This window comes from Flavobacterium cheongpyeongense (assembly GCF_003202435.1).
Classification (GTDB): domain Bacteria; phylum Bacteroidota; class Bacteroidia; order Flavobacteriales; family Flavobacteriaceae; genus Flavobacterium; species Flavobacterium cheongpyeongense.
Genome location: NZ_QJHK01000003.1, coordinates 144,634 through 163,444, shown reverse-complemented (window position 1 = coordinate 163,444; position 18,811 = coordinate 144,634). Strand labels below are relative to the sequence as shown.

Genomic DNA, 18,811 nt, shown 5'->3' with positions numbered 1-18,811 from the left:
TGCACGCATAGTAATTTTTATCCCTGTAATAACATATTTATTTATAAATTAGCCTAGAATTTATAGGAAAAGGGACTAATGAAAATAAAGATAATAGGTATCGGAAGTTACATTCCGCAAAAAGAAGTTAAGAATACGGATTTTGATAAACATGTTTTTTTAAATGAAGATGGAACTCCTTTTGGATATCCGAACGAAGTAGTTATTAAAAAATTCAAAGGCATTACCGGAATCGAAAACCGTCGTTATGCAGAAGACAACCATACATCGTCTGACCTTGCTTTTTACGCAGCAGAAAAAGCAATCCAAAACGCTAATATTGATAAAGAAACTTTAGATTATATCATTTTTGCTCATAACTTTGGCGACGTAAAAACCGGAACAAATCAGTCAGATATGATTCCGAGTTTAGCTACCCGTGTCAAAAACAAACTCGATATCAAAAACCCAAAATGTGTGGCTTACGATATTCTCTTTGGTTGTCCGGGCTGGATAGAAGGCGTATTGCAGGCCAATGCGTTCATAAAATCCGGAATGGCAAAAAGAGTTTTGGTAATTGGTGCCGAAACCTTATCCAGAGTAGTTGACGATCATGACCGCGATTCAATGATTTATTCTGATGGTGCCGGAGCTTCAATCTTAGAAGCCTCAAACGATGAAGCCGGATTATTATCTTACGAAAGTGCTACTTTTGCAAATGATGAAGCCAACTTCCTTTTCTTCGGAAAATCATACAATCCGGATCTGGATCCCGATATCAAATACATCAAAATGTACGGGCGCAAAATTTACGAATTTGCATTAAGCAATGTTCCAAATGCTATGAAAGACTGTCTGGATAAAAGCGGAATTGCAATTGATGAGGTTAAAAAAATCCTAATCCATCAGGCAAACGAAAAAATGGACGAAGCCATAATCGATCGTTTCTATAAATTATACGACAGAACTGCTCCAAAAAACATTATGCCCATGAGCATTCACGATTTAGGAAACAGCAGCGTTGCCACCGTTCCAACCTTATTCGACCTGTTAATTCAGGGCAAAATAGAAAATCATGAAATCAATAAAGGAGATGTGGTTATTTTTGCTTCAGTTGGAGCAGGAATGAACATTAATGCCTTTGTTTATAGATATTAGTTTTCAGTCTCAGTATTCAGATTACAGTTTAGCTGATCTGAAAACCGAGACTGAATAATGATTACTAAAAAGTCCGCATTTTAAATGTGGACTTTTTATTTTCCGCCCAATTAAAAAACACAAAAAAGAAGATAACTTTGTATATTTGCGACCTAATATAAAATCAAGAACGAGAGATTGCTTCGTTCCTCGCAATGACTATGTACGAAAAAACGTTTCCCAATAAAAGATTCAGACTTACCTTAGAATTTTTACAAAAACATATAAAAACCTCTGAAACGATCCTTGATCTAGGTGTTGAAAATCCGTTTTCGAAAATCATGAAAGAAGCCGGATATACTGTAAATAACACGACTGGAGAAGATTTGGATCTGAATCAGGATTCTTTAAAAAACGCCAATTCTGATGTCGTAACAGCTTTCGAAATTTTCGAACATTTATTGAATCCCTTTACGATATTAAACGAAATAAAATCAGACAAGCTGTTAATTTCAATTCCGATGCGTTTGTGGTTCTCTCCGGCTTATCGCTCTAAAACCGATATGTGGGACAGGCATTACCACGAATTTGAAGACTGGCAGCTGGACTGGCTTTTAGAAAAAACCGGCTGGAAAATTATCGACAGACAAAAATGGACCAACCCCGTTAAAAAATTTGGATTAAGACCTTTTCTAAGAAGTTTTACAAATAGATATTACATCGTATATGCTGAGAAAGCATAAATTTTAAATTCCAAAAGAATCACAAATTCCAATTTGAAAATCAGTTCGAATTGGAATTTGGAATTTAAAAAATTGGAATTTATTTTCAAATCGTTGGAATTTGGAATTTAAAAAATTGGAATTTAAAATGAAATACTATATCGTCATTCCCGCACACAACGAACAGGATTTAATTGGTCTGACCCTTCAATCTTTAGTTTCGCAAACTGTTTTACCTTCAAAAGTGGTAGTTGTCAATGATAACTCTACTGACAAAACAGAAGAAGTTGTCCTGAGTTTCTCCAAAGAAAACTCATACATTTCAATTGTAAACAAAACTTCTGACACAATTCACATGCCGGGAAGCAAAGTAATTCAGGCGTTTCAGAAAGGTTATGAAACTTTGGACTCTAATTATGATATTATTGTAAAAATAGACGGCGATTTAATTTTTCCTCCTAATTATTTCGAAACTATAATCAAACATTTTGAGGCCGATTCAAAAGTTGGAATGGCAGGCGGATTCTGTTACATCGAAAAAAACGGCGACTGGATTTTAGAAAACCTGACCGATAAAGATCATATTCGCGGAGCCTTAAAAGCATACCGAAAAGAAACATTTCAACAAATAGACGGTTTGCGACCTGCAATGGGCTGGGATACAGTTGACGAATTGCTTTGTAAGTTCTATGACTGGAAAATCGTCACAGATCAGTCCTTACATGTAAAACACCTGAAACCTACAGGTGCCAATTATAACAAAACAGCACGTTATAAACAAGGAGAAGCTTTTTATACGTTAGGATACGGTTTTTTGATTACGGCAATTGCATCTGCAAAACTAGCCATGATGAAGAAAAAACCATTCTTATTTTTTGATTATATAAAAGGTTTTTTGAAAGCTAAAAAGGCGAAAACTCCACTATTAGTTACACCTGAACAGGCTAAATTTATTAGAAATTATCGTTTTCAGAAAATGAAACAGAAGCTTTTTTAGTTGTAAAACTTAAAAAACTGCAAACTGAAACTATTAACTGTAAACTAATCCTTAATTTAGCCAATATTTGTAAAACTATGATGTTAATTCGTTATTTATCCCAGGTAGGAAAATATTTTTTAATGCTAAAAGAAATTTTCAATAAACAGACCAAATGGCCTGTAATGAAAAGTTTAATTTTAAAAGAAATCGACGACCTGATTATTGACTCTCTTGGAATTGTCTGCTTTATATCTTTCTTTATCGGAGGAGTTGTAGCCATTCAGACTGCTTTAAATTTAACCAATCCGTTAATTCCTAAATATTTAATTGGTTTTGCAACACGTCAATCGGTAATTCTGGAATTTGCTCCTACTTTTATTTCGGTAATTATGGCCGGAAAAATGGGGTCATATATTACTTCCAGCATTGGCACTATGCGTGTTACAGAACAAATTGATGCCCTTGAAGTGATGGGAGTTAACTCCTTAAACTATCTTGTTTTTCCAAAAATAATTGCTTTACTAATGTATCCTTTCGTAATTGGAATTAGTATGTTTCTGGGTATTTTTGGCGGATGGCTTGCTTCTGCTTATGGTGGTTTTTCGACAAGCCAGGACTTTATTTCCGGAGCTCAATGGGAGTTTATACCTTTTCATATTACCTACGCTTTCATCAAAACTTTAATTTTTGCCATGTTACTGGCTACCATTCCTTCTTTTCATGGGTATTATATGAAAGGGGGAGCACTTGAAGTAGGTAAAGCCAGTACGGTATCATTTGTATGGACATCGGTTTGTATCATTCTTTTTAATTATATATTAACCCAATTATTATTAGGATAATGATAGAAGTAAAAAATATAGAAAAATCATTTGGTGACAGTAAAGTTTTAAAAGGGATTTCTACCGTTTTTGAATCCGGTAAAACCAACCTAATCATCGGACAAAGTGGATCAGGAAAGACCGTTTTATTAAAAACATTGCTTGGAATACATGCCCCAGATTCAGGAACGATTGAATTTGATGGCAGAGTGTATTCTGATTTAGATAAAGATGAAAAACGCGAATTAAGAACTGAAATCGGAATGGTTTTTCAGGGAAGTGCCTTATTCGATTCGATGACTGTTGCTGAAAATGTGGCTTTTCCTCTAAGAATGTTTACCAGTGACGATCGTGCTAAAATAAAAGAAAGAGTTGATTTTGTTCTTGAAAGAGTAAATCTAGTCGATGCACATAAAAAATTACCTTCAGAAATTTCCGGAGGAATGCAGAAACGTGTTGCGATTGCCCGTGCTATTGTTAACAATCCAAAATATTTATTTTGTGATGAGCCCAACTCAGGGTTAGATCCAAATACCTCAACTTTGATTGACAACCTGATTCAGGAAATTACTGAAGAGTATAATATTACAACTGTAATTAATACACACGACATGAATTCAGTTATGGAAATCGGTCAAAATATTGTTTTTCTGAAAAAAGGGCTAAAAGCATGGCAAGGAACCAAAGAAGAAATTTTCAGGACTGAGAACAAGGATATTGTAAAATTTGTTTACTCTTCGAACTTGTTTAAAAAAGTCAGAGAGGCATATTTGAAAGGATAAATCCTTTTAAATATCAAAATAAAAAATCCAAATTCCAATTTAAAAGTTAGAATTTGGTTTTTTTTTATTGGATTTTAATAATAATTATTGAAATTTTTGATTTATCAATTCCACCTCAGCATTCGGATTAAAAAGATACAATTTCCCGGAACTAATTTCCAGACATTCAAAACGTTTTGTCCGAACAGCTATTTTCCTGAATATTTTTCCGTTTTTAATTCTAAAAACACTTCCGTACGGAAGCTCGAAAACATAATTTTTGTCGTTTTGTGCATCATACTGCTTCAAAGCCAACGACAATGTTGTGTCTGTATCACTGCTTGCCGACGGATTTTTAAAATGTCTTGCTAACAAAGGCAAAATTTGAGCCGGGAATATTTCCGGTCTTATAAATGGTACCATCAAACGCTGAAATGTCAATTTCCATTCATTCCCATGGGGCTTAATATTCCGTCCAAACTTTTCAAAAGCTACTAAATGTGCAATTTCATGAATCAGCGTAATCAAAAATCGATATTTATTTAAACTAGCATTGACTGTTATTTCATGCTTGCCGCTTGGTCCTCTCCTGTAATCACCATGACGCGTCTGGCGTTCGTTTACGATTTTAAGATGCACCTGATTGGCAACGATCAAATCGAAAACGGGCTTTACGGCATGTTCCGGAATATATTTTGCTAAAGTTTCGCTCACAATAGTTATAAATTATTAATTATGAGTTATAAGTTTTTTTTTGGACGTAATTATAATGCTTCTAATTATTTTTAGCACCTCATTACATTGTTGATGTATGGAATCAAACTCTGCTAGAGAAATATAATCCGTTTCTTTTAAGATTTCAAGCCAATACATAGATTCATCACACTCTTTTTGGGCAATTGATAATTTATGAATGAAATCAGCTTTGCTCTGAGCATTGACAGCTTCACGAACATTTGCGCCAACGGAAGTAATAGAACGCAAAAATTGCTTGCTCATTACAAACTCCTTTTTTTCAGAAACTAAATGTTTATAAAAATTAACCCCTCTTACAGCTAATTGAAAACTTTTAGTTTTTACAATACTTTCACTCATAATTCAGAACTCATAATTTATAATTAGTTAAGGATTAGTCGATGAAACTTCCAATACTTTCCCATTAAAATATTTATTACCGTTTAATGTAAAATCAAAAATATAAGTGGCCATTCCCTCTGCAGAAATGGGTGCCTGATACCCCGGAAAGGCTTCGTTAAGCATTTCGGTCTGGACAGAACCAAGAGCCAAAACATTAAAAGAAATTCCTTTTTCTTTATATTCTTCCGCTAATAATTCGGTTAACGTAATTACAGCTCCTTTGCTTGAACTGTAGGCAGCCAAACCTGCAAACTTTAAACTTCCGCGCACACCGCCAATCGAACTGATGGTTACGACGTGACTCCCTTTCTGAAGATAGGGCAAACAGATACGTGTAAGATTGGCTACAGCAAAAACATTCACTTTATAAATACTTTCAAAATCGGCCTGAGTGGTTTCTGCAAAAGGTTTCAGCAACAAAGCGCCTGCGTTATGCACCACAGCATCTACTTTTTTCCAGGTTGAAGAAAGAAAATCGCTTACAATATCGAGTTGTGATTCATCTGCGAGATCAACCGAAAGGCAGGTAACATTTTGGTGTTCTAAAAGAGCCTGTGGAATTTTTCTGGAAATCGCTAACACATTATGTCCTGCATTTGCGAACTGTAAAGCCAGTTCATAACCAATTCCTCTTGAAGTTCCTGTAATAATAATATTTTTCATGTCACAAAAATAATCAAATCTATCAAAAAAGAATCTTTATTTTGTCATCGTAATTTCCTGTGTTGGAGTTGTTGCAATTTGAGTCACAGCAGGTAAAAATTCCTGAATAAATTTCGTGATATGCAGAATATCCATCACCTGAAATTCATCTGACGGATGATGATAAAAATCAAAATTCTCAAAATCAAAAGTACTTATAGACTGACAGGGCTTTTTGAAAACATCATAAAACGAATAATTATCAGAACGATAAAAAAGTTCATATTCGGCTTCTTTTGGCAGGAAACCAATTGTATTCTTTCCTGTGTACTGATTAATTCTCCCGGCCATATTGGACTTATCAAAACCTGTAATATAAGCCTGGTAATCGCGTTTCATTGGTACGCCAACCATTTCGATATTTAATTGTGTGTATAAATTAAAATCTTGTTTTTTAAGTTTTTGAACCAAACTCTTAGATCCCAATAGTCCTTTTTCTTCACCTGCAAAAAACACAATAAGAACACTTCGTTTATTCAATTTCGTCTGAGCAAAATATTTAGCCATTTCTGCAACAACAGTTACTCCGGAAGCATCATCATTTGCTCCGTTATTAATCATATCACCCTGCTTGTTTTTAAGCACACCAATATGATCATAATGCGCACTCAAAACCACAAATTCTTTTTTGAGTTCAGGATCGGTTCCTTCTAAAACACCTACAATATTATAAGCCGTTGTTTCAAAATTAGTAAGCGTATCGCGATAAGACGAAAAATAAGGTTTTACATTGTTTTTCTTTAAAAAATCTTCCAGAAAAACTGCCGCTTTTTCAATACCCCGGGTTCCTGTTTCCCTTCCTTCCAGTTCATCCGAAGAAAGATATTTTAAAAAATCTGAAACGTCTGTTTGTTCGACATTATAAGTTTTTTCACTAACAGTTTTTATATTGGATTTACAAGCCAATAAAACAAATGGTAAAAGAAAGTATCGTTTTTTCATAGCAGAATTTTAGCTTCAAAGCTAAAACGCTGAAGCAGTTGGTTTAAAATATTTTTTATACACCTTAAACACCTGAATGCTCCCTAATAAAACAAAAAAGAGTGGAATAAATACAGGCATTATATACTTTGATAAGTGATTTGTTTTTTGAAGAATAATATGCAATGCCAGGATCAGACTTAACATTCCTAAAAAAATGCCCATCAAAGTGCCTGCAATATAATAATATTTTAACTTTTTTTCGGTTGCAATATAGCTCTCATTCACTAAATATAAATTCCAGCTTGTCCAAAAAGGCAACTGTAAAAAATTAAAACAGTTCAAAACTACTCCAATTACAAATGGAGGATACATTAAATACGAACTCAAATTACTATTTAATCGTGAAGGTGAAGCGGAATTAAAATAAAAGAAATACGCCAAAATAAACATAAAAAAAACGGCAAAAAAATCAAGTGCTTTTATCACTTTTTTATTCTTTACTAATTGTCCGGCAAAAAGCAGCGTAAAATAAATGACAAACGTTTCTATAAAAACAACTCCAAGTAAAAAGAAAACTAAATTAGGAAGTCCTGACTTTGAATAAATTTCTAATCCGGCTAAATTAAGATACCCTAAAGGAATCGACCCAATAAAGCTCACCACAAATCCTACAGCTATATTTTGAGCCTTTTTAAACATTCCTTAAAAATTTAAAATTTTGTTGTTTTGAGCCAAATGCAAGCGGTATTGATTCATACCCGCTTTGTGTTCTAAATAAGGAAACCCTCTTTTATAATTAGCTGCACTTATTTCGTAGAGGTACGTAATGTGTCGCGCCAGTTCTTTCCACGCAAACCATACAGAATGCTTAGAATCGTATATATGTGTTGGTTCACTTGCAGCCCCGTTTAATTCTACAATCTGAAAGTTTTCACCTCTTTCTAATTCTTCAAAAGAGTTGTACATAATATCAAATCTTCCGAAGTAAAACTCTGGAATCTGTGAGCAGATTTTATTAATTGTTTCGGTTAATTTTGGTGTAATCCAGTGGCTTACGTCAATAAATTTTGCACCCCGTGCATGATTGCCAAACGGAACTAAATTCAATTCTTCTCCTTTTGCAAGAGTCCGTTGTAATAAATCTCCATATTCTTTTTGCAATGCTCGCAGCTGTAGCTTAAATCTGGGCGTTTTACGAATTAAATCTTCAATAGTCAAAACGCCATCACCAATAACAATCAGGAATTCTTTGTAAACAATTCCGGTAATTCTGCCTTCATTTTCGTCTGGATGCCGCACATAGAAAACACCAACTTCATTTTTAAACGGAATGATATCCTGAAGCAAAAAATCAAAATTGGCCCTTTCATTATATTTTTTAAGTTCAGAAACAGTATCGATTTTTTTAACTCCTGAGCCCCGTAAACCAATATCCGGTTTTGCGATTAATGGAAAACAAATCCCTTTCTGAGCAAGCTCATCAATAATCGTCTCCAACTGGCTGTTTTCCTTAATTAAAATAGTTTTTGGATAATATTTTTTTGGAAGCAAATCATAAATCTGCTTTTTGCTTTCCATCAGAAATCCTCCGTTTTTAATTTTCGGATTTGAGGCATTAAAGAAAAAAACTGATCTTGCTTTAAGCGCATAATAGGCCCAAAGAAAATAAATCGGAACGTAGAGAACCTGAAAGGGCCAATACTCCCAATTTGCAATTTTATGGAAAAACAATTTCATCTGATAGGGTATTAAATACTAATAAAAGCAGTAGAAAACTCCTTTTCGTTAACTAAATCATGGTAATCAATAACACTCTTGTTCTTGTCTACAATAACTTGGGAGATACTTAATGTTTTTAAAGTATTCTCTCTGTTGATAATTAAGCCGTTTTCAGCATCATCTCCTTCGGTATTTCGATGAAAAACAAGCATATCCAAAGCTGTAATCTCATTTTTTTCTTTTAAGAAATTCACAAACCAGCCGGAGCGTTTTTTTCTAATCTCCTCTGAATATAAAGTTACAGAAGACCAGATATGATTTTGATTTTCATTTAATTGGGAATCTCTTTTAATGAAGCCATCCCAAATAAGTTCATACAGTTTTTTGTCCTGATATAAAACCAGCGTAAATGGTTCGATATCTTCAAGATTGATTTGTTTCCAGAAATCTTTAGGAGAATCACTGCAAATAATATCTAAAGCAATGAGACCCCGGCTTTTTCTATACGAAAACTGAGCTTTATGTTTTTCGATACCGCCATTTAAAAGCACCAGAATAGTTCCGTTTGCGTCAACAGCAAACCACGTCCCGCCGGCTTTTGGATCTTTGGGATACAGGATGTTTTTGCCGTTGCAAATGTAATTTTTAGGCGGAACAGCACCTGGACGTACTATTTTCTCATCTCTATTTGAGGTGATTATTACAGTATTATTGCTATTTATAAAACTTACTGTACACATTGTTTTTTATATTCTATTGTAGATCGTGCCACACCAAAATTTTCATTTAATTCAATATTTTCATATTGCAAAAGAGCCACTTTTATTAAGGCCTGATGATGAATACAATGTTCTAAGTTATACAAAAGTTCCCTGTAGTAGTTACTTTGAATCCTAAACGTAAGTCCATCGATCATTTGATCTAAAAATACTATTTTGTTTTCTTTCTTTAAACTGGCCTTCACATCACAAATACATTGTTTTGCAAACTGTGTTTCGGTTTCAATACGCTTATTGCGATCCCGGTTATCATAATTTAAAACTCCAAAATCGTAACTTTTTTCAAGGCATTGAAACATTTCAAGAATATGTCGTGTATGTTCGCCAATACTGGAATTGGTTAAGGCCTTACAAGATTTTGAGTAAGATTCATCAGACAACTGATCTAACAAATTCACCAATTCATCTAAACTTTGGTTTATTGATTTCAGCAGCATAATTATTTCATTTTTAAAAGATTAATAATTATATTTCTATCCCTATAAAGTAATATCAGACAGCATAAGAATGTAATGACAGCCAGAAAAAAAAGCAGTCCTCCATCGCTCTGAACTTCAATTCCTAAAACAAATAAATGCGAAAGTATCGCACCAATCATAACGCCACACCCGCCTAAAGCTCCCAGCCATGTGGTTTTAGGTATTAAAATTAAGATCACAACAATCAGTTCTGCTATTCCGGAGCCTATTCTCCCATATGGTTCTATACCTAAGCTACGAAAAATATAAACGCTCTCTAAAGCAGCGGTAAATTTAAAATACAATGTCTGTAATAAAATTACCGAAGCAAGTAACCGCAAAATCCAGCTTATTTGTGTTGTTTTCATACCGTTTATTTATAGATTTTTTTCCAGTTCAGATCAGCTTTTGCTTTCAGATTATTTTCGTCTTTATTCCAACTTTTTAATGTATTATTGAAATAAGCATTATAAAAAAGATAGAGCTTTCCATCTGTAATTTTAAATGTTTCGGGATCAATTGTTACTTTTTCTCCGGCACTCCCCATTGCATAAGCACACCAGCCGCCAAACTGAGGTTCAAAACCAGCAGGGTTTTTGAGGAAAATTTCTTTGTTCGCTCCCGATGAGAACTTATAAGTAACTCCCATATAACTTACCGTAAAATCGTTTTTGCCTTTTAGAGGCTTGTTTTGTTTAAAATAAGCTACAGGATCGTAACCCTGAATAGCGAGTTTACTTTCTAAATTGTACTGTGTAATTCTTTTAGCATCATTTTGCGATAATGTTACAACTGATACGAAAAGAAACACTATTGAAAACAGCTTTCTCATCTTGATTTATTTTAAGTTTTTTAAAACTGAAACTAATAATTCAGTTGTCATACGATGTTTAAAATCAGGTGAAACATATTCAAATACAACAGTACCATCTGTGTTTATTACAAAAACAGAAGGAACTGGTAAAAAACCAGTATTAGCTACATTAGAATTTACGTTAATAACTGACTTATAGTTTTCAGGAGCTTCAAAAGCAATTCCAAAGGCTTTGATTAATTCTCCTTTTGAGTCTGAAAGTAAAGTATATTTTACCTTATCTTTAGTCGTTTTTAAATTCTCCGGAGTGTCCGGACTTATGGCAACAATCTGATATCCAGTATCCAGAATTTGTTTTTCGGCTTCCGCCAAAGCAGACAAATGCATGTTACAATATGGGCACCATCCACCACGGTAAAAAACCAAAACTGTTTTCTTTTTCTTAATTAAATCAGAAACACTTACGGCTTCGTTTTCAGATGATTTTAAAATCGAATTTGGAATTTTTTCTCCTATTAGTAAAGGAGCAATATCAGTTGCAGATTTGGGAAGTGCAGTTTGTGCATGGGCAACAGAAGTAAGTATCACCAATATAAAAAGTAATTTTTTCATAATTAATAGTTTTAATCTTTTGATAATGTAAAACTACTGCAGTCTGAAAAAACAAAATGTCGGCTACGTTACACTTGAGACAAAATAATTATAACTTATTGATATCGGCAATAAGGATCTCTTTTCTCTTGTACATTAAAAGATTATTGGCTTCCATTTCATTAAGGAGCTGTGTGGCTGTTTGTCTTGAAGTACAAATAATTTGCGCAATGTCATTTTGAGTCAGATAATTTTCAATCGTAACAGAATTCCCGTTTTTAACCCCTTCCTGCTCTGCCCAGTCTTTTAGGAATTGATATAATCTGGTTTTGGCATCTTTAGAAATTAAGTTCGCATAACTATTCTTGATGCGCTTCATTTTAAGGCCTACAAATTTTGTATAAGAAAGTGCCAGGGTTGGATTTCTTAATAATAAATCTTCAAAATCAGACATTAAAAAACTGCAGATCACAACATCGTCAGAAAGTACTTTTGCGTATTCGTTGGTTTTATGATCTGCCTCTAAAGTTAATTCGCCAAATAAATCCCCTTTCTGTATAATATCCTTGATGGTTTCGTTTCCGTCTTCATCGACAGCAACAATTTTGATATTTCCTTTTTTAAGTAAAAAAATACGGGGCAGATCAGAAGAAGAGAAATAAATAATTTCGCCTTTTGATGCTTTTTTAAAACCTGTAATGATACATAATTGCCTGATTTGACTGAAACTTAAAGTCCTGAACAATTTGTGATCGCGCAAATACCAATATTTTAATTCTTCGTACATAAAAGTAAAATCTATTGCTGTAAAAGTACTTAATTTTTCATCTTAAAATAAAACCCTTTCGAAGCTTGACTTCAGAAAGGGTTTTTATATACATTTAAACAAGGAAAATTATTCTGCAATAATTGCCCTTGAAATTACAATTTTCTGAATTTCTGAAGTCCCTTCGTAAATCTGAGTAATTTTTGCATCACGCATCATGCGTTCTACATGGTATTCCTTTACGTAGCCGTTTCCTCCATGAATCTGAACAGCTTCAACCGCTGTATCCATAGCAACCTGCGAAGCAAATAATTTTGCCATTGCACCGCTTACGTCATAATTTTTGTGCTGGTCTTTATCCCAGGCAGCTTTCATACACAGATGACGGGCAGCTTCGATATTTACCGCCATATCTGCCAGTTTAAAGGCAATAGCCTGATGATTGCAGATTTCGGTTCCGAAAGCTTTGCGCTCTTTGGAATATTTCAAAGCCCGTTCATAAGCTCCTGAAGCAATTCCCAAAGCCTGAGAAGCAATTCCGATACGGCCACCGGCAAGTGTTTTCATGGCAAACTTAAACCCGAAACCGTCTTCCCCAATCCTGTTCTCTTTAGGAACTTTTACATCACTAAACATTAGGGAATGCGTATCAGATCCCCGGATACCCATTTTTTGTTCTTTTGGCCCAACAGTAAAGCCAGGCATATCTTTAGTCATAATAAGAACATTAATTCCTTTATGTTTTAATTCGGCATGCGTTTGGGCAATAACCAAATAAACAGATGCTGTACTTCCGTTTGTGATCCAGTTTTTTGTACCGTTTACCAAATAATGGTCTCCCATATCAAGAGCAGTAGTCTTTTGCGAAGTAGCATCACTACCGGCTTCCGGCTCGCTTAAGCAAAAAGCACCGTGAATTTCACCAGAAGCAAGACCCGGTAAATATTTTTGTTTTTGTTCTTCGGTTCCAAATTCCTGTAATCCCCAACAAACTAATGAATTATTTACAGACATCACCACTGAAGCTGATGCATCTACCTTTGAGATTTCTTCCATTGCAATTACGTAAGAAACCGTATCCAGACCGCTTCCGCCGTATTTTGGATCAACCATCATCCCCATAAACCCTAACTGTCCCATTTTTTTTACCTGCTCGGTCGGAAAAATTTGTTTTTCATCTCTGTCAATTACACCCGGCAATAATTCGTTTTGAGCAAAATCCCTCGCAGCCTGCTGAATCATTAAATGCTCTTCTGTTAGATTAAAATCCATAATAGTCGTTCTTTAAAGTGGTTAAAGGCTCTTTCTGTTTCCATAAAAAAGCTTTTCAAATATAAATTTTAAATACCAAATAACAATGCATGCATAGTATTTTTGTGTGTTTATACAAAAATACGATAACGTTTTCGTAACTGCGTTGAAAATAAATCATTAAAACTTAGATTTCATAGTATATTTCAGATTTTTAGAGGAAAAATATGGATAATAAAATTAAAGGAAAGTGATTAAGATATTAATTAAAACAAAATCATAAGCCATAAAACGACTCTCTAATCTGCAGTGAAATTACCCTTACTATTTTGATTATGAATTCAGTATATTTTAAAAACAAAGACAATATCACAAAAAACTTGTCGTTTAAAGCTCTCAATTTTAGAAATTAAAGGTATTTTTGCAAAAAACAAAAACCACTAAAAACAAAAACCACTAAAAAACAATTATCACGAAAGACTATGAAAAAGATTTTACTAATACTCACGTTACTTTTAAGTCTACAATTTACAGTATCCGCACAAACACATATAGATGTAAATGGCGTTACAGTTCCAAGAAAAATTGATATCCTAAACAAAACTTTACAACTTAACGGTGCCGGCGGGAGATCAAAAATGTGGTTAGAAGTTTATGTCCAGGCTTTGTATTTATCGCAATTGAGCCAGGATCCTCAATTTATCATTGACAGTGATACTGAAATGGCGATACGAATTGAAATTACTTCTTCTATGGTCTCTGCTAACAAATTAACCAAAGCCATGAATGTGGGTTTTGAGAAATCTGCTGGAAGTAACCTTGAAGAATTAAGACCGAGAATCGAACAGTTAAAAACTTTTTTAAGTGATAAAATCACAGAAAAAGATGTTTTTATCTTAGCTTACAATCCGATTGACCAGACCATCAATGTTTTTAAAAATGAAGCCTTTAAAGGAAAAATTACCGGATTTGATTTTAAAAAAGCCTTATTCGGAATCTGGCTTTCTGACAAACCGGTTGATGAAACATTAAAGAAAAATTTATTAGGACAATAACATTTCCTGATTTTACAAATTTTAAAGCCGAAAACAATCTTGTTTCCGGCTTTCTTTTTGCATAAAAGAAAATAGATTCAAAATACATTATTCGCATTATTCTATTTCATACTTTTACAAAAACTAAACATACTTTAACGAAATGAAAGATTTATTGCAGCAATTTGAAAACAAAGACCCTGAAATTGTTTTTAACTGGAAAGATTCTGAAACAGAAGCAGAAGGCTGGACAGTTATTAATTCGCTTCGTGGAGGAGCCGCTGGTGGAGGTACCAGAATGAGAAAAGGACTGGATATGAATGAAGTATTGTCACTAGCCAAAACAATGGAAGTTAAATTTTCGGTTTCAGGACCTGCAATAGGCGGTGCTAAATCCGGAATTAATTTTGATCCGAACGATCCTCGTAAAAAAGGTGTTTTACAGCGCTGGTACAAAGCAGTTTCTCCTTTATTAAAAAGTTATTACGGAACAGGCGGGGATTTAAATGTGGATGAAATTCATGAAGTAATCCCAATGACAGAAGAATGTGGTGTCTGGCATCCGCAGGAAGGTGTTTTTAACGGACATTTTAAACCAACAGAAGCGGATAAAATTAATAGAATTGGACAATTACGTCAGGGTGTAATCAAAGTGATTGAAAACCCGAAATTCTCTCCGGATGTAACCCGAAAATACACTGTTGCCGATATGATTACCGGTTTTGGAGTTGCTGAAGCCGTTCGTCATTTTTATGCAACTTACGGCGGAGATATAAAAGGCAAAAAAGCAATTGTTCAGGGTTTTGGAAACGTTGGTTCTGCAGCAGCTTTTTATCTGGCTGAAATGGGGGCCAAAGTAATTGGAATTATTGACCGTGACGGAGGTTTAATTAAGGAAGAAGGTTTTTCTTTTGAAGAAATCAGAACCTTATTTTTAAACAAAGACGGAAATAAATTAGTTGCCAAAAATATGATTCCTTTTGAAGAAATCAATTCTAAAATATGGACCATTGGTGCTGAAATTTTTACCCCTTGTGCTGCTTCAAGATTGGTTACTCAAAATCAAATTGACAGTTTAATTGTAAACGGACTTGAAGTTATTTCATGTGGAGCGAATGTTCCTTTTGCTGACAAAGAAATTTTCTTTGGTTCTATTATGGAAGAAGTGGATCATAAAGTAAGTTTGATTCCCGATTTTATTTCAAATTGCGGAATGGCAAGGGTTTTTGCCTACTTTATGGAGAAAAAAGTTCAAATGACAGATGAGGCCATTTTTAACGATACTTCAGAAATTATTAAAAATGCAATTGTAAAAACATATGCTTTAAATCCGTTAAAAACAAATATCAGTGCAACAGCTTTTGAGATTGCGCTGAAACAATTAGTATAATTTTTTATAATTCATATATTTTAAACGAGCTAAATTTTTGGCTCGTTTTTTTTATCAAAATTTAACCGCAGTGTCCGGTAAGTTTTACGCAGGGAACACTAATTTATTTCTCGCAATGACCCAAAGTCAGAAAGTTTTTTTTTTAAGTTTTTCTTTGCGACTCTGCCTCTTTGCAAGATTAATACAAACATCTTTGCGAACTCTACGGTAAAATTCTCCCTTTGATTCTAAACAATTTTTAGTACTTTTAAGCGTTTTTATTAAATACAATTACAAAATTCAGAATCAAAATGACTTCTACCGATTCTTCAGATAAAAAGAAATCACTATTAATCTCTACGGCAATTTATGGTATCCTATTATTGCTGTTATTTTTTATACGCTTTTGGCCTCCCTATAATCCGGAAAACAATGTCGCCCTTGCTGATGGTGGCGGAGGTGGTGGTGGCGTAACCGTAAATTTTGGAGACAGTGATTTGGGCTCAGGAGCCAACTACAAAAGTGAAGTTTTAGAAGTTAAAAACCAAGCCAAACAAGCTCCTTCAAAAGCAACTCCGGACGAATCGATTATTACACAGGAAAATGCAGCAACTGATGCCACTGACGTAGTGATTCCGACAAAAGAAAAACCTAAAAAAAATACGCCTGTTGTAAAACCGGAAGAAAAACCTGTTCCTCAAAAACCTAAAGTCTCTAATGCCACAAATGATGCCTTATCGAGCATTTTAAAAGGCTCAAATAAAGGCGGAGATGGGGATGATAAAGTGGCAGGAAATAAAGGAAAAGCTAATGGAAGTTTAGGATCCAATGGGTATTATGGAAACGGAGGTTCCGGTGGCGGAAATGGCGGAGGCAACGGGACCGGAAATGGCATTGGTACAGGAAGCGGTTATGGAGCCGGAAGCGGCGGAGGTTCTGGCGGTGGATCAGGATACTCTTTGGGAAACCGCAAAGCTTTATCTAAACCGGCACCCAAATACACTTGCGATGAGGCAGGAAAAGTTGTAGTAGAAGTTACTGTTGATCAAAGTGGAAAAACAATCAGCGCCACTCCCGGAGTTAAGGGAACAACAAACTTAGCCAGATGTTTATTAGATCAGGCAAAAATTGCTGCCATGAATACCAAATGGGATGCTGACAGTAATGCTCCTGCCAAACAAGTTGGTAAGATTATTTATAATTTTAGTTTGAATTAAAAAAACATATAAAACTTAAATAAGAAAGGCTTTCTGGAAATTTTCAGAAGGTCTTTCTTATTTAAGTTTTGTCAATTTCGACGCTAGGAGAAATCTTCGCGAGAGGCTCGACAAAGATTGGATTTTCGTTACGGAGTTACTTGCGAAGATTTCTCCTTACATCGAAATGACATACTTTATGGCTATGGCTACTATTTCTTTAATCTGTCTTCTTCCTCGTTCCTCTTTCTTCTATGTTCTTGCCTCTATGCCTTTTTCTTTCTTCCATACTTCTCTTTTCTCACGTGAGGGATTACTTCACTTAATCTTTATTTTCATCGGAGTTCAGTGAACTTCGTTTGCAGCTGGCTACCGAAGTAGCGCGTATAGCCAGACCGGAATAAAAAAATGGACCAATCAACTCAATGCTGATTAGCCCATTTTTTTATTGTGGTCACGCCCAAATGATGATTGTTACTTTGGACTTGTGGCAATTACGAATTTCAAATTATTCTTTACTCCTATCTGTAATACATCAACCAAATCCTGCACTTGCAAATTAAACGGAATACGAACAACAACAGTTTGTTCTTTATCGTCTCCAATTTTAGACATCAGGCTCGTTTCTAATTCTTCAAACTCTACCGGTTGTTTGTCGATATAGAATTTTTTATCTTCTGTAACCGATAAACTGATCAGTTGTTTATTTGTTTTTTCGTTAGATTTTGCTTTTGGCAACGTCATCTTAATAACATTCGGATTTGCAAGTGTTGAGATAATAAGGAAAAACAACAGCAGGAAAAACATGATATCACTCAATGATGAAGTCGCCACTTCGGCATGAAATCTTCTTTTTCTCTTAATAGACATACCTATGCTCTTTGAATTATATTGACAAAAGCTAATATTTGTTTCTGGATTTTTAAGGCAAAATCATCAATTTTACCATTCAGAATATGATAAGCACTATAAGCAATAATCCCTACAATAAGCCCTGCCCCGCTACTGATCATTTTTTCATACAATCCACCGGAAATGTTTCCGATACTAATATTTTCTGTTACCGAAATGCTGTAAAAAATCTTAATTACTCCCGAAATGGTTCCAACAAATCCAAGCGTTGGTGCAATACCGGCAATAAGACCAAGATGTCCTAAACGGCTTTCCATTTCACCAATTTCAATATCGGCAGCACGATCCATATTAGCTTCGATTTCGGCAATTGGTCTTCCAATAACCAAAACTCCTTCTTTTAAAATATTCGCAGCAGCAGTATCACTTCTTTCTACGATTGTTCTGGCGAGTTCAATGTTTCCTGTATTTAGCTTATCGCCTACATCCTGTATCAGTCTATTATCTATTTTTGAAGCTTTCGTGATGTAAAGATAACGTTCAATAATTACGTAAAAAGTATAAAATAATAAAATGGCAATTGGTATTAAGAAAAAACCTCCTTTTAAAATAAATCCTAAAACTGAGATTTCGGTATTGGGTGCAATTTTTTCGATAACTACGTTAGATGCGGCGTTTGCGATGGTATCTGTTTGTAATTGAATGAAGCTAAACATATATTAATTCTGGTTTATAATAATTAATTCTAAAAAATATTTGAAATTTGCAATAAAGATAATTTTCACTCTATTATTAAACTAATAAAATCGAAAATTATTTC

General features: G+C 34.4%; 23 protein-coding genes. 8 read left to right on the top strand and 15 right to left on the bottom strand.

The annotated features are described in order from the left end of the window. The first annotated feature begins 78 nt into the window (after positions 1 to 78). The 5 genes from DMB65_RS04775 to DMB65_RS04755 all read left to right on the top strand — a co-directional run bounded on the left by DMB65_RS04775 (position 79) and on the right by DMB65_RS04755 (position 4,420). Positions 79 to 1,137 (top strand): 3-oxoacyl-ACP synthase III family protein, encoded by a 1,059-nt coding sequence (locus DMB65_RS04775; RefSeq protein ID WP_110305535.1) that lies wholly within the window; start codon positions 79 to 81, stop codon positions 1,135 to 1,137. 200 nt (positions 1,138 to 1,337) lie between these two features. Further along, complete coding sequence (locus DMB65_RS04770) at positions 1,338 to 1,859, top strand: methyltransferase domain-containing protein (RefSeq protein WP_110305534.1); 522 nt, start codon at positions 1,338 to 1,340, stop codon at positions 1,857 to 1,859. Positions 1,860 to 1,986: 127 nt separating this feature from the next. Beyond that, positions 1,987 to 2,835 carry a glycosyltransferase gene (locus DMB65_RS04765; protein ID WP_110305703.1) on the top strand — a complete coding sequence of 283 codons (849 nt, stop codon included), beginning with the start codon at positions 1,987 to 1,989 and terminating at the stop codon, positions 2,833 to 2,835. A gap of 77 nt (positions 2,836 to 2,912) precedes the next feature. Continuing rightward, entirely contained in the window at positions 2,913 to 3,659 is a 747-nt protein-coding gene (locus DMB65_RS04760) for an MlaE family ABC transporter permease (RefSeq protein WP_110305533.1), read from the top strand. After that, positions 3,659 to 4,420: an ABC transporter ATP-binding protein gene (locus DMB65_RS04755; protein ID WP_110305532.1), complete on the top strand. Its 762-nt coding sequence runs from the start codon at positions 3,659 to 3,661 to the stop codon at positions 4,418 to 4,420. The genes DMB65_RS04760 and DMB65_RS04755 overlap by 1 nt, the downstream gene beginning before the upstream one ends. 84 nt (positions 4,421 to 4,504) lie before the next feature. Here the strand turns inward: DMB65_RS04755 and DMB65_RS04750 are convergent, their stop codons facing one another. The 13 genes from DMB65_RS04750 to DMB65_RS04690 form a co-directional block, all read right to left on the bottom strand. Further along, a complete protein-coding gene (locus tag DMB65_RS04750; RefSeq protein ID WP_110305531.1) occupies positions 4,505 to 5,113 on the bottom strand; it encodes a SprT-like domain-containing protein in 609 nt (202 codons plus the stop codon). Positions 5,114 to 5,128: 15 nt separating this feature from the next. Next, the gene (locus DMB65_RS04745; RefSeq protein ID WP_110305530.1) at positions 5,129 to 5,494 is read right to left on the bottom strand and encodes a four helix bundle protein; all 366 of its coding nucleotides are present in this window, start codon (positions 5,492 to 5,494) and stop codon (positions 5,129 to 5,131) included. A 27-nt stretch (positions 5,495 to 5,521) separates the two neighbouring features. Then, positions 5,522 to 6,199 (bottom strand): SDR family NAD(P)-dependent oxidoreductase, encoded by a 678-nt coding sequence (locus DMB65_RS04740; protein WP_110305529.1) that lies wholly within the window; start codon positions 6,197 to 6,199, stop codon positions 5,522 to 5,524. A 36-nt stretch (positions 6,200 to 6,235) separates the two neighbouring features. Continuing rightward, positions 6,236 to 7,180, bottom strand: coding sequence for a M20/M25/M40 family metallo-hydrolase (locus DMB65_RS04735; protein ID WP_110305528.1), 945 nt, complete (start codon positions 7,178 to 7,180; stop codon positions 6,236 to 6,238). A gap of 21 nt (positions 7,181 to 7,201) precedes the next feature. Then, entirely contained in the window at positions 7,202 to 7,861 is a 660-nt protein-coding gene (locus DMB65_RS04730; protein WP_110305527.1) for a hypothetical protein, read from the bottom strand. A 3-nt stretch (positions 7,862 to 7,864) separates the two neighbouring features. Further along, positions 7,865 to 8,899 carry a D-alanine--D-alanine ligase gene (locus tag DMB65_RS04725; protein ID WP_110305526.1) on the bottom strand — a complete coding sequence of 345 codons (1,035 nt, stop codon included), beginning with the start codon at positions 8,897 to 8,899 and terminating at the stop codon, positions 7,865 to 7,867. A gap of 11 nt (positions 8,900 to 8,910) precedes the next feature. Next, entirely contained in the window at positions 8,911 to 9,621 is a 711-nt protein-coding gene (locus DMB65_RS04720) for an NRDE family protein (RefSeq protein ID WP_110305525.1), read from the bottom strand. Then, positions 9,609 to 10,097 (bottom strand): DinB family protein, encoded by a 489-nt coding sequence (locus DMB65_RS04715; RefSeq protein ID WP_110305524.1) that lies wholly within the window; start codon positions 10,095 to 10,097, stop codon positions 9,609 to 9,611. Before DMB65_RS04715 ends, DMB65_RS04720 begins: the two co-directional genes overlap by 13 nt. Positions 10,098 to 10,099: 2 nt before the next feature. Then, on the bottom strand, positions 10,100 to 10,486 hold the full coding sequence (locus tag DMB65_RS04710; protein ID WP_110305523.1) for a DoxX family protein: 387 nt from the start codon (positions 10,484 to 10,486) through the stop codon (positions 10,100 to 10,102). A gap of 5 nt (positions 10,487 to 10,491) precedes the next feature. Further along, positions 10,492 to 10,950: a YHS domain-containing (seleno)protein gene (locus DMB65_RS04705; protein ID WP_110305522.1), complete on the bottom strand. Its 459-nt coding sequence runs from the start codon at positions 10,948 to 10,950 to the stop codon at positions 10,492 to 10,494. Positions 10,951 to 10,956: 6 nt separating this feature from the next. Then, positions 10,957 to 11,544 carry a peroxiredoxin-like family protein gene (locus tag DMB65_RS04700; RefSeq protein WP_110305521.1) on the bottom strand — a complete coding sequence of 196 codons (588 nt, stop codon included), beginning with the start codon at positions 11,542 to 11,544 and terminating at the stop codon, positions 10,957 to 10,959. A gap of 88 nt (positions 11,545 to 11,632) precedes the next feature. Next, positions 11,633 to 12,310 (bottom strand): Crp/Fnr family transcriptional regulator, encoded by a 678-nt coding sequence (locus tag DMB65_RS04695; RefSeq protein WP_110305520.1) that lies wholly within the window; start codon positions 12,308 to 12,310, stop codon positions 11,633 to 11,635. A gap of 108 nt (positions 12,311 to 12,418) precedes the next feature. Beyond that, complete coding sequence (locus tag DMB65_RS04690) at positions 12,419 to 13,561, bottom strand: acyl-CoA dehydrogenase family protein (protein ID WP_110305519.1); 1,143 nt, start codon at positions 13,559 to 13,561, stop codon at positions 12,419 to 12,421. A 461-nt stretch (positions 13,562 to 14,022) separates the two neighbouring features. Between DMB65_RS04690 and DMB65_RS04685 the strand changes: the two genes are divergently transcribed. The 3 genes from DMB65_RS04685 (at position 14,023) to DMB65_RS04675 (ending at position 17,160) form a co-directional block, all read left to right on the top strand. Next, positions 14,023 to 14,595 carry a chalcone isomerase family protein gene (locus tag DMB65_RS04685; RefSeq protein ID WP_110305518.1) on the top strand — a complete coding sequence of 191 codons (573 nt, stop codon included), beginning with the start codon at positions 14,023 to 14,025 and terminating at the stop codon, positions 14,593 to 14,595. A gap of 142 nt (positions 14,596 to 14,737) precedes the next feature. Continuing rightward, the gene (locus tag DMB65_RS04680; RefSeq protein WP_110305517.1) at positions 14,738 to 15,964 is read left to right on the top strand and encodes a Glu/Leu/Phe/Val dehydrogenase dimerization domain-containing protein; all 1,227 of its coding nucleotides are present in this window, start codon (positions 14,738 to 14,740) and stop codon (positions 15,962 to 15,964) included. A 290-nt stretch (positions 15,965 to 16,254) separates the two neighbouring features. Then, on the top strand, positions 16,255 to 17,160 hold the full coding sequence (locus DMB65_RS04675; RefSeq protein WP_110305516.1) for an energy transducer TonB: 906 nt from the start codon (positions 16,255 to 16,257) through the stop codon (positions 17,158 to 17,160). A gap of 453 nt (positions 17,161 to 17,613) precedes the next feature. Here the strand turns inward: DMB65_RS04675 and DMB65_RS04670 are convergent, their stop codons facing one another. Next, the gene (locus DMB65_RS04670; protein ID WP_110305515.1) at positions 17,614 to 18,009 is read right to left on the bottom strand and encodes an ExbD/TolR family protein; all 396 of its coding nucleotides are present in this window, start codon (positions 18,007 to 18,009) and stop codon (positions 17,614 to 17,616) included. Positions 18,010 to 18,011: 2 nt separating this feature from the next. Next, entirely contained in the window at positions 18,012 to 18,707 is a 696-nt protein-coding gene (locus DMB65_RS04665; protein ID WP_110305514.1) for a MotA/TolQ/ExbB proton channel family protein, read from the bottom strand. Between the last annotated feature and the right edge of the window lie 104 nt (positions 18,708 to 18,811).

Bases quoted from the DNA above. Each gene is read 5' to 3' on its own strand.
- DMB65_RS04775 (WP_110305535.1), top strand. From the start codon at position 79: ATGAAAATAAAGATAATAGGTATCGGAAGTTACATTCCGCAAAAAGAA.
- DMB65_RS04770 (WP_110305534.1), top strand. From the start codon at position 1,338: ATGTACGAAAAAACGTTTCCCAATAAAAGATTCAGACTTACCTTAGAA.
- DMB65_RS04765 (WP_110305703.1), top strand. From the start codon at position 1,987: ATGAAATACTATATCGTCATTCCCGCACACAACGAACAGGATTTAATT.
- DMB65_RS04760 (WP_110305533.1), top strand. From the start codon at position 2,913: ATGATGTTAATTCGTTATTTATCCCAGGTAGGAAAATATTTTTTAATG.
- DMB65_RS04755 (WP_110305532.1), top strand. From the start codon at position 3,659: ATGATAGAAGTAAAAAATATAGAAAAATCATTTGGTGACAGTAAAGTT.
- DMB65_RS04745 (WP_110305530.1), bottom strand. From the start codon at position 5,494: ATGAGTGAAAGTATTGTAAAAACTAAAAGTTTTCAATTAGCTGTAAGA.
- DMB65_RS04740 (WP_110305529.1), bottom strand. From the start codon at position 6,199: ATGAAAAATATTATTATTACAGGAACTTCAAGAGGAATTGGTTATGAA.
- DMB65_RS04735 (WP_110305528.1), bottom strand. From the start codon at position 7,180: ATGAAAAAACGATACTTTCTTTTACCATTTGTTTTATTGGCTTGTAAA.
- DMB65_RS04730 (WP_110305527.1), bottom strand. From the start codon at position 7,861: ATGTTTAAAAAGGCTCAAAATATAGCTGTAGGATTTGTGGTGAGCTTT.
- DMB65_RS04725 (WP_110305526.1), bottom strand. From the start codon at position 8,899: ATGAAATTGTTTTTCCATAAAATTGCAAATTGGGAGTATTGGCCCTTT.
- DMB65_RS04720 (WP_110305525.1), bottom strand. From the start codon at position 9,621: ATGTGTACAGTAAGTTTTATAAATAGCAATAATACTGTAATAATCACC.
- DMB65_RS04715 (WP_110305524.1), bottom strand. From the start codon at position 10,097: ATGCTGCTGAAATCAATAAACCAAAGTTTAGATGAATTGGTGAATTTG.
- DMB65_RS04710 (WP_110305523.1), bottom strand. From the start codon at position 10,486: ATGAAAACAACACAAATAAGCTGGATTTTGCGGTTACTTGCTTCGGTA.
- DMB65_RS04705 (WP_110305522.1), bottom strand. From the start codon at position 10,950: ATGAGAAAGCTGTTTTCAATAGTGTTTCTTTTCGTATCAGTTGTAACA.
- DMB65_RS04700 (WP_110305521.1), bottom strand. From the start codon at position 11,544: ATGAAAAAATTACTTTTTATATTGGTGATACTTACTTCTGTTGCCCAT.
- DMB65_RS04695 (WP_110305520.1), bottom strand. From the start codon at position 12,310: ATGTACGAAGAATTAAAATATTGGTATTTGCGCGATCACAAATTGTTC.
- DMB65_RS04690 (WP_110305519.1), bottom strand. From the start codon at position 13,561: ATGGATTTTAATCTAACAGAAGAGCATTTAATGATTCAGCAGGCTGCG.
- DMB65_RS04685 (WP_110305518.1), top strand. From the start codon at position 14,023: ATGAAAAAGATTTTACTAATACTCACGTTACTTTTAAGTCTACAATTT.
- DMB65_RS04680 (WP_110305517.1), top strand. From the start codon at position 14,738: ATGAAAGATTTATTGCAGCAATTTGAAAACAAAGACCCTGAAATTGTT.
- DMB65_RS04675 (WP_110305516.1), top strand. From the start codon at position 16,255: ATGACTTCTACCGATTCTTCAGATAAAAAGAAATCACTATTAATCTCT.
- DMB65_RS04670 (WP_110305515.1), bottom strand. From the start codon at position 18,009: ATGTCTATTAAGAGAAAAAGAAGATTTCATGCCGAAGTGGCGACTTCA.
- DMB65_RS04665 (WP_110305514.1), bottom strand. From the start codon at position 18,707: ATGTTTAGCTTCATTCAATTACAAACAGATACCATCGCAAACGCCGCA.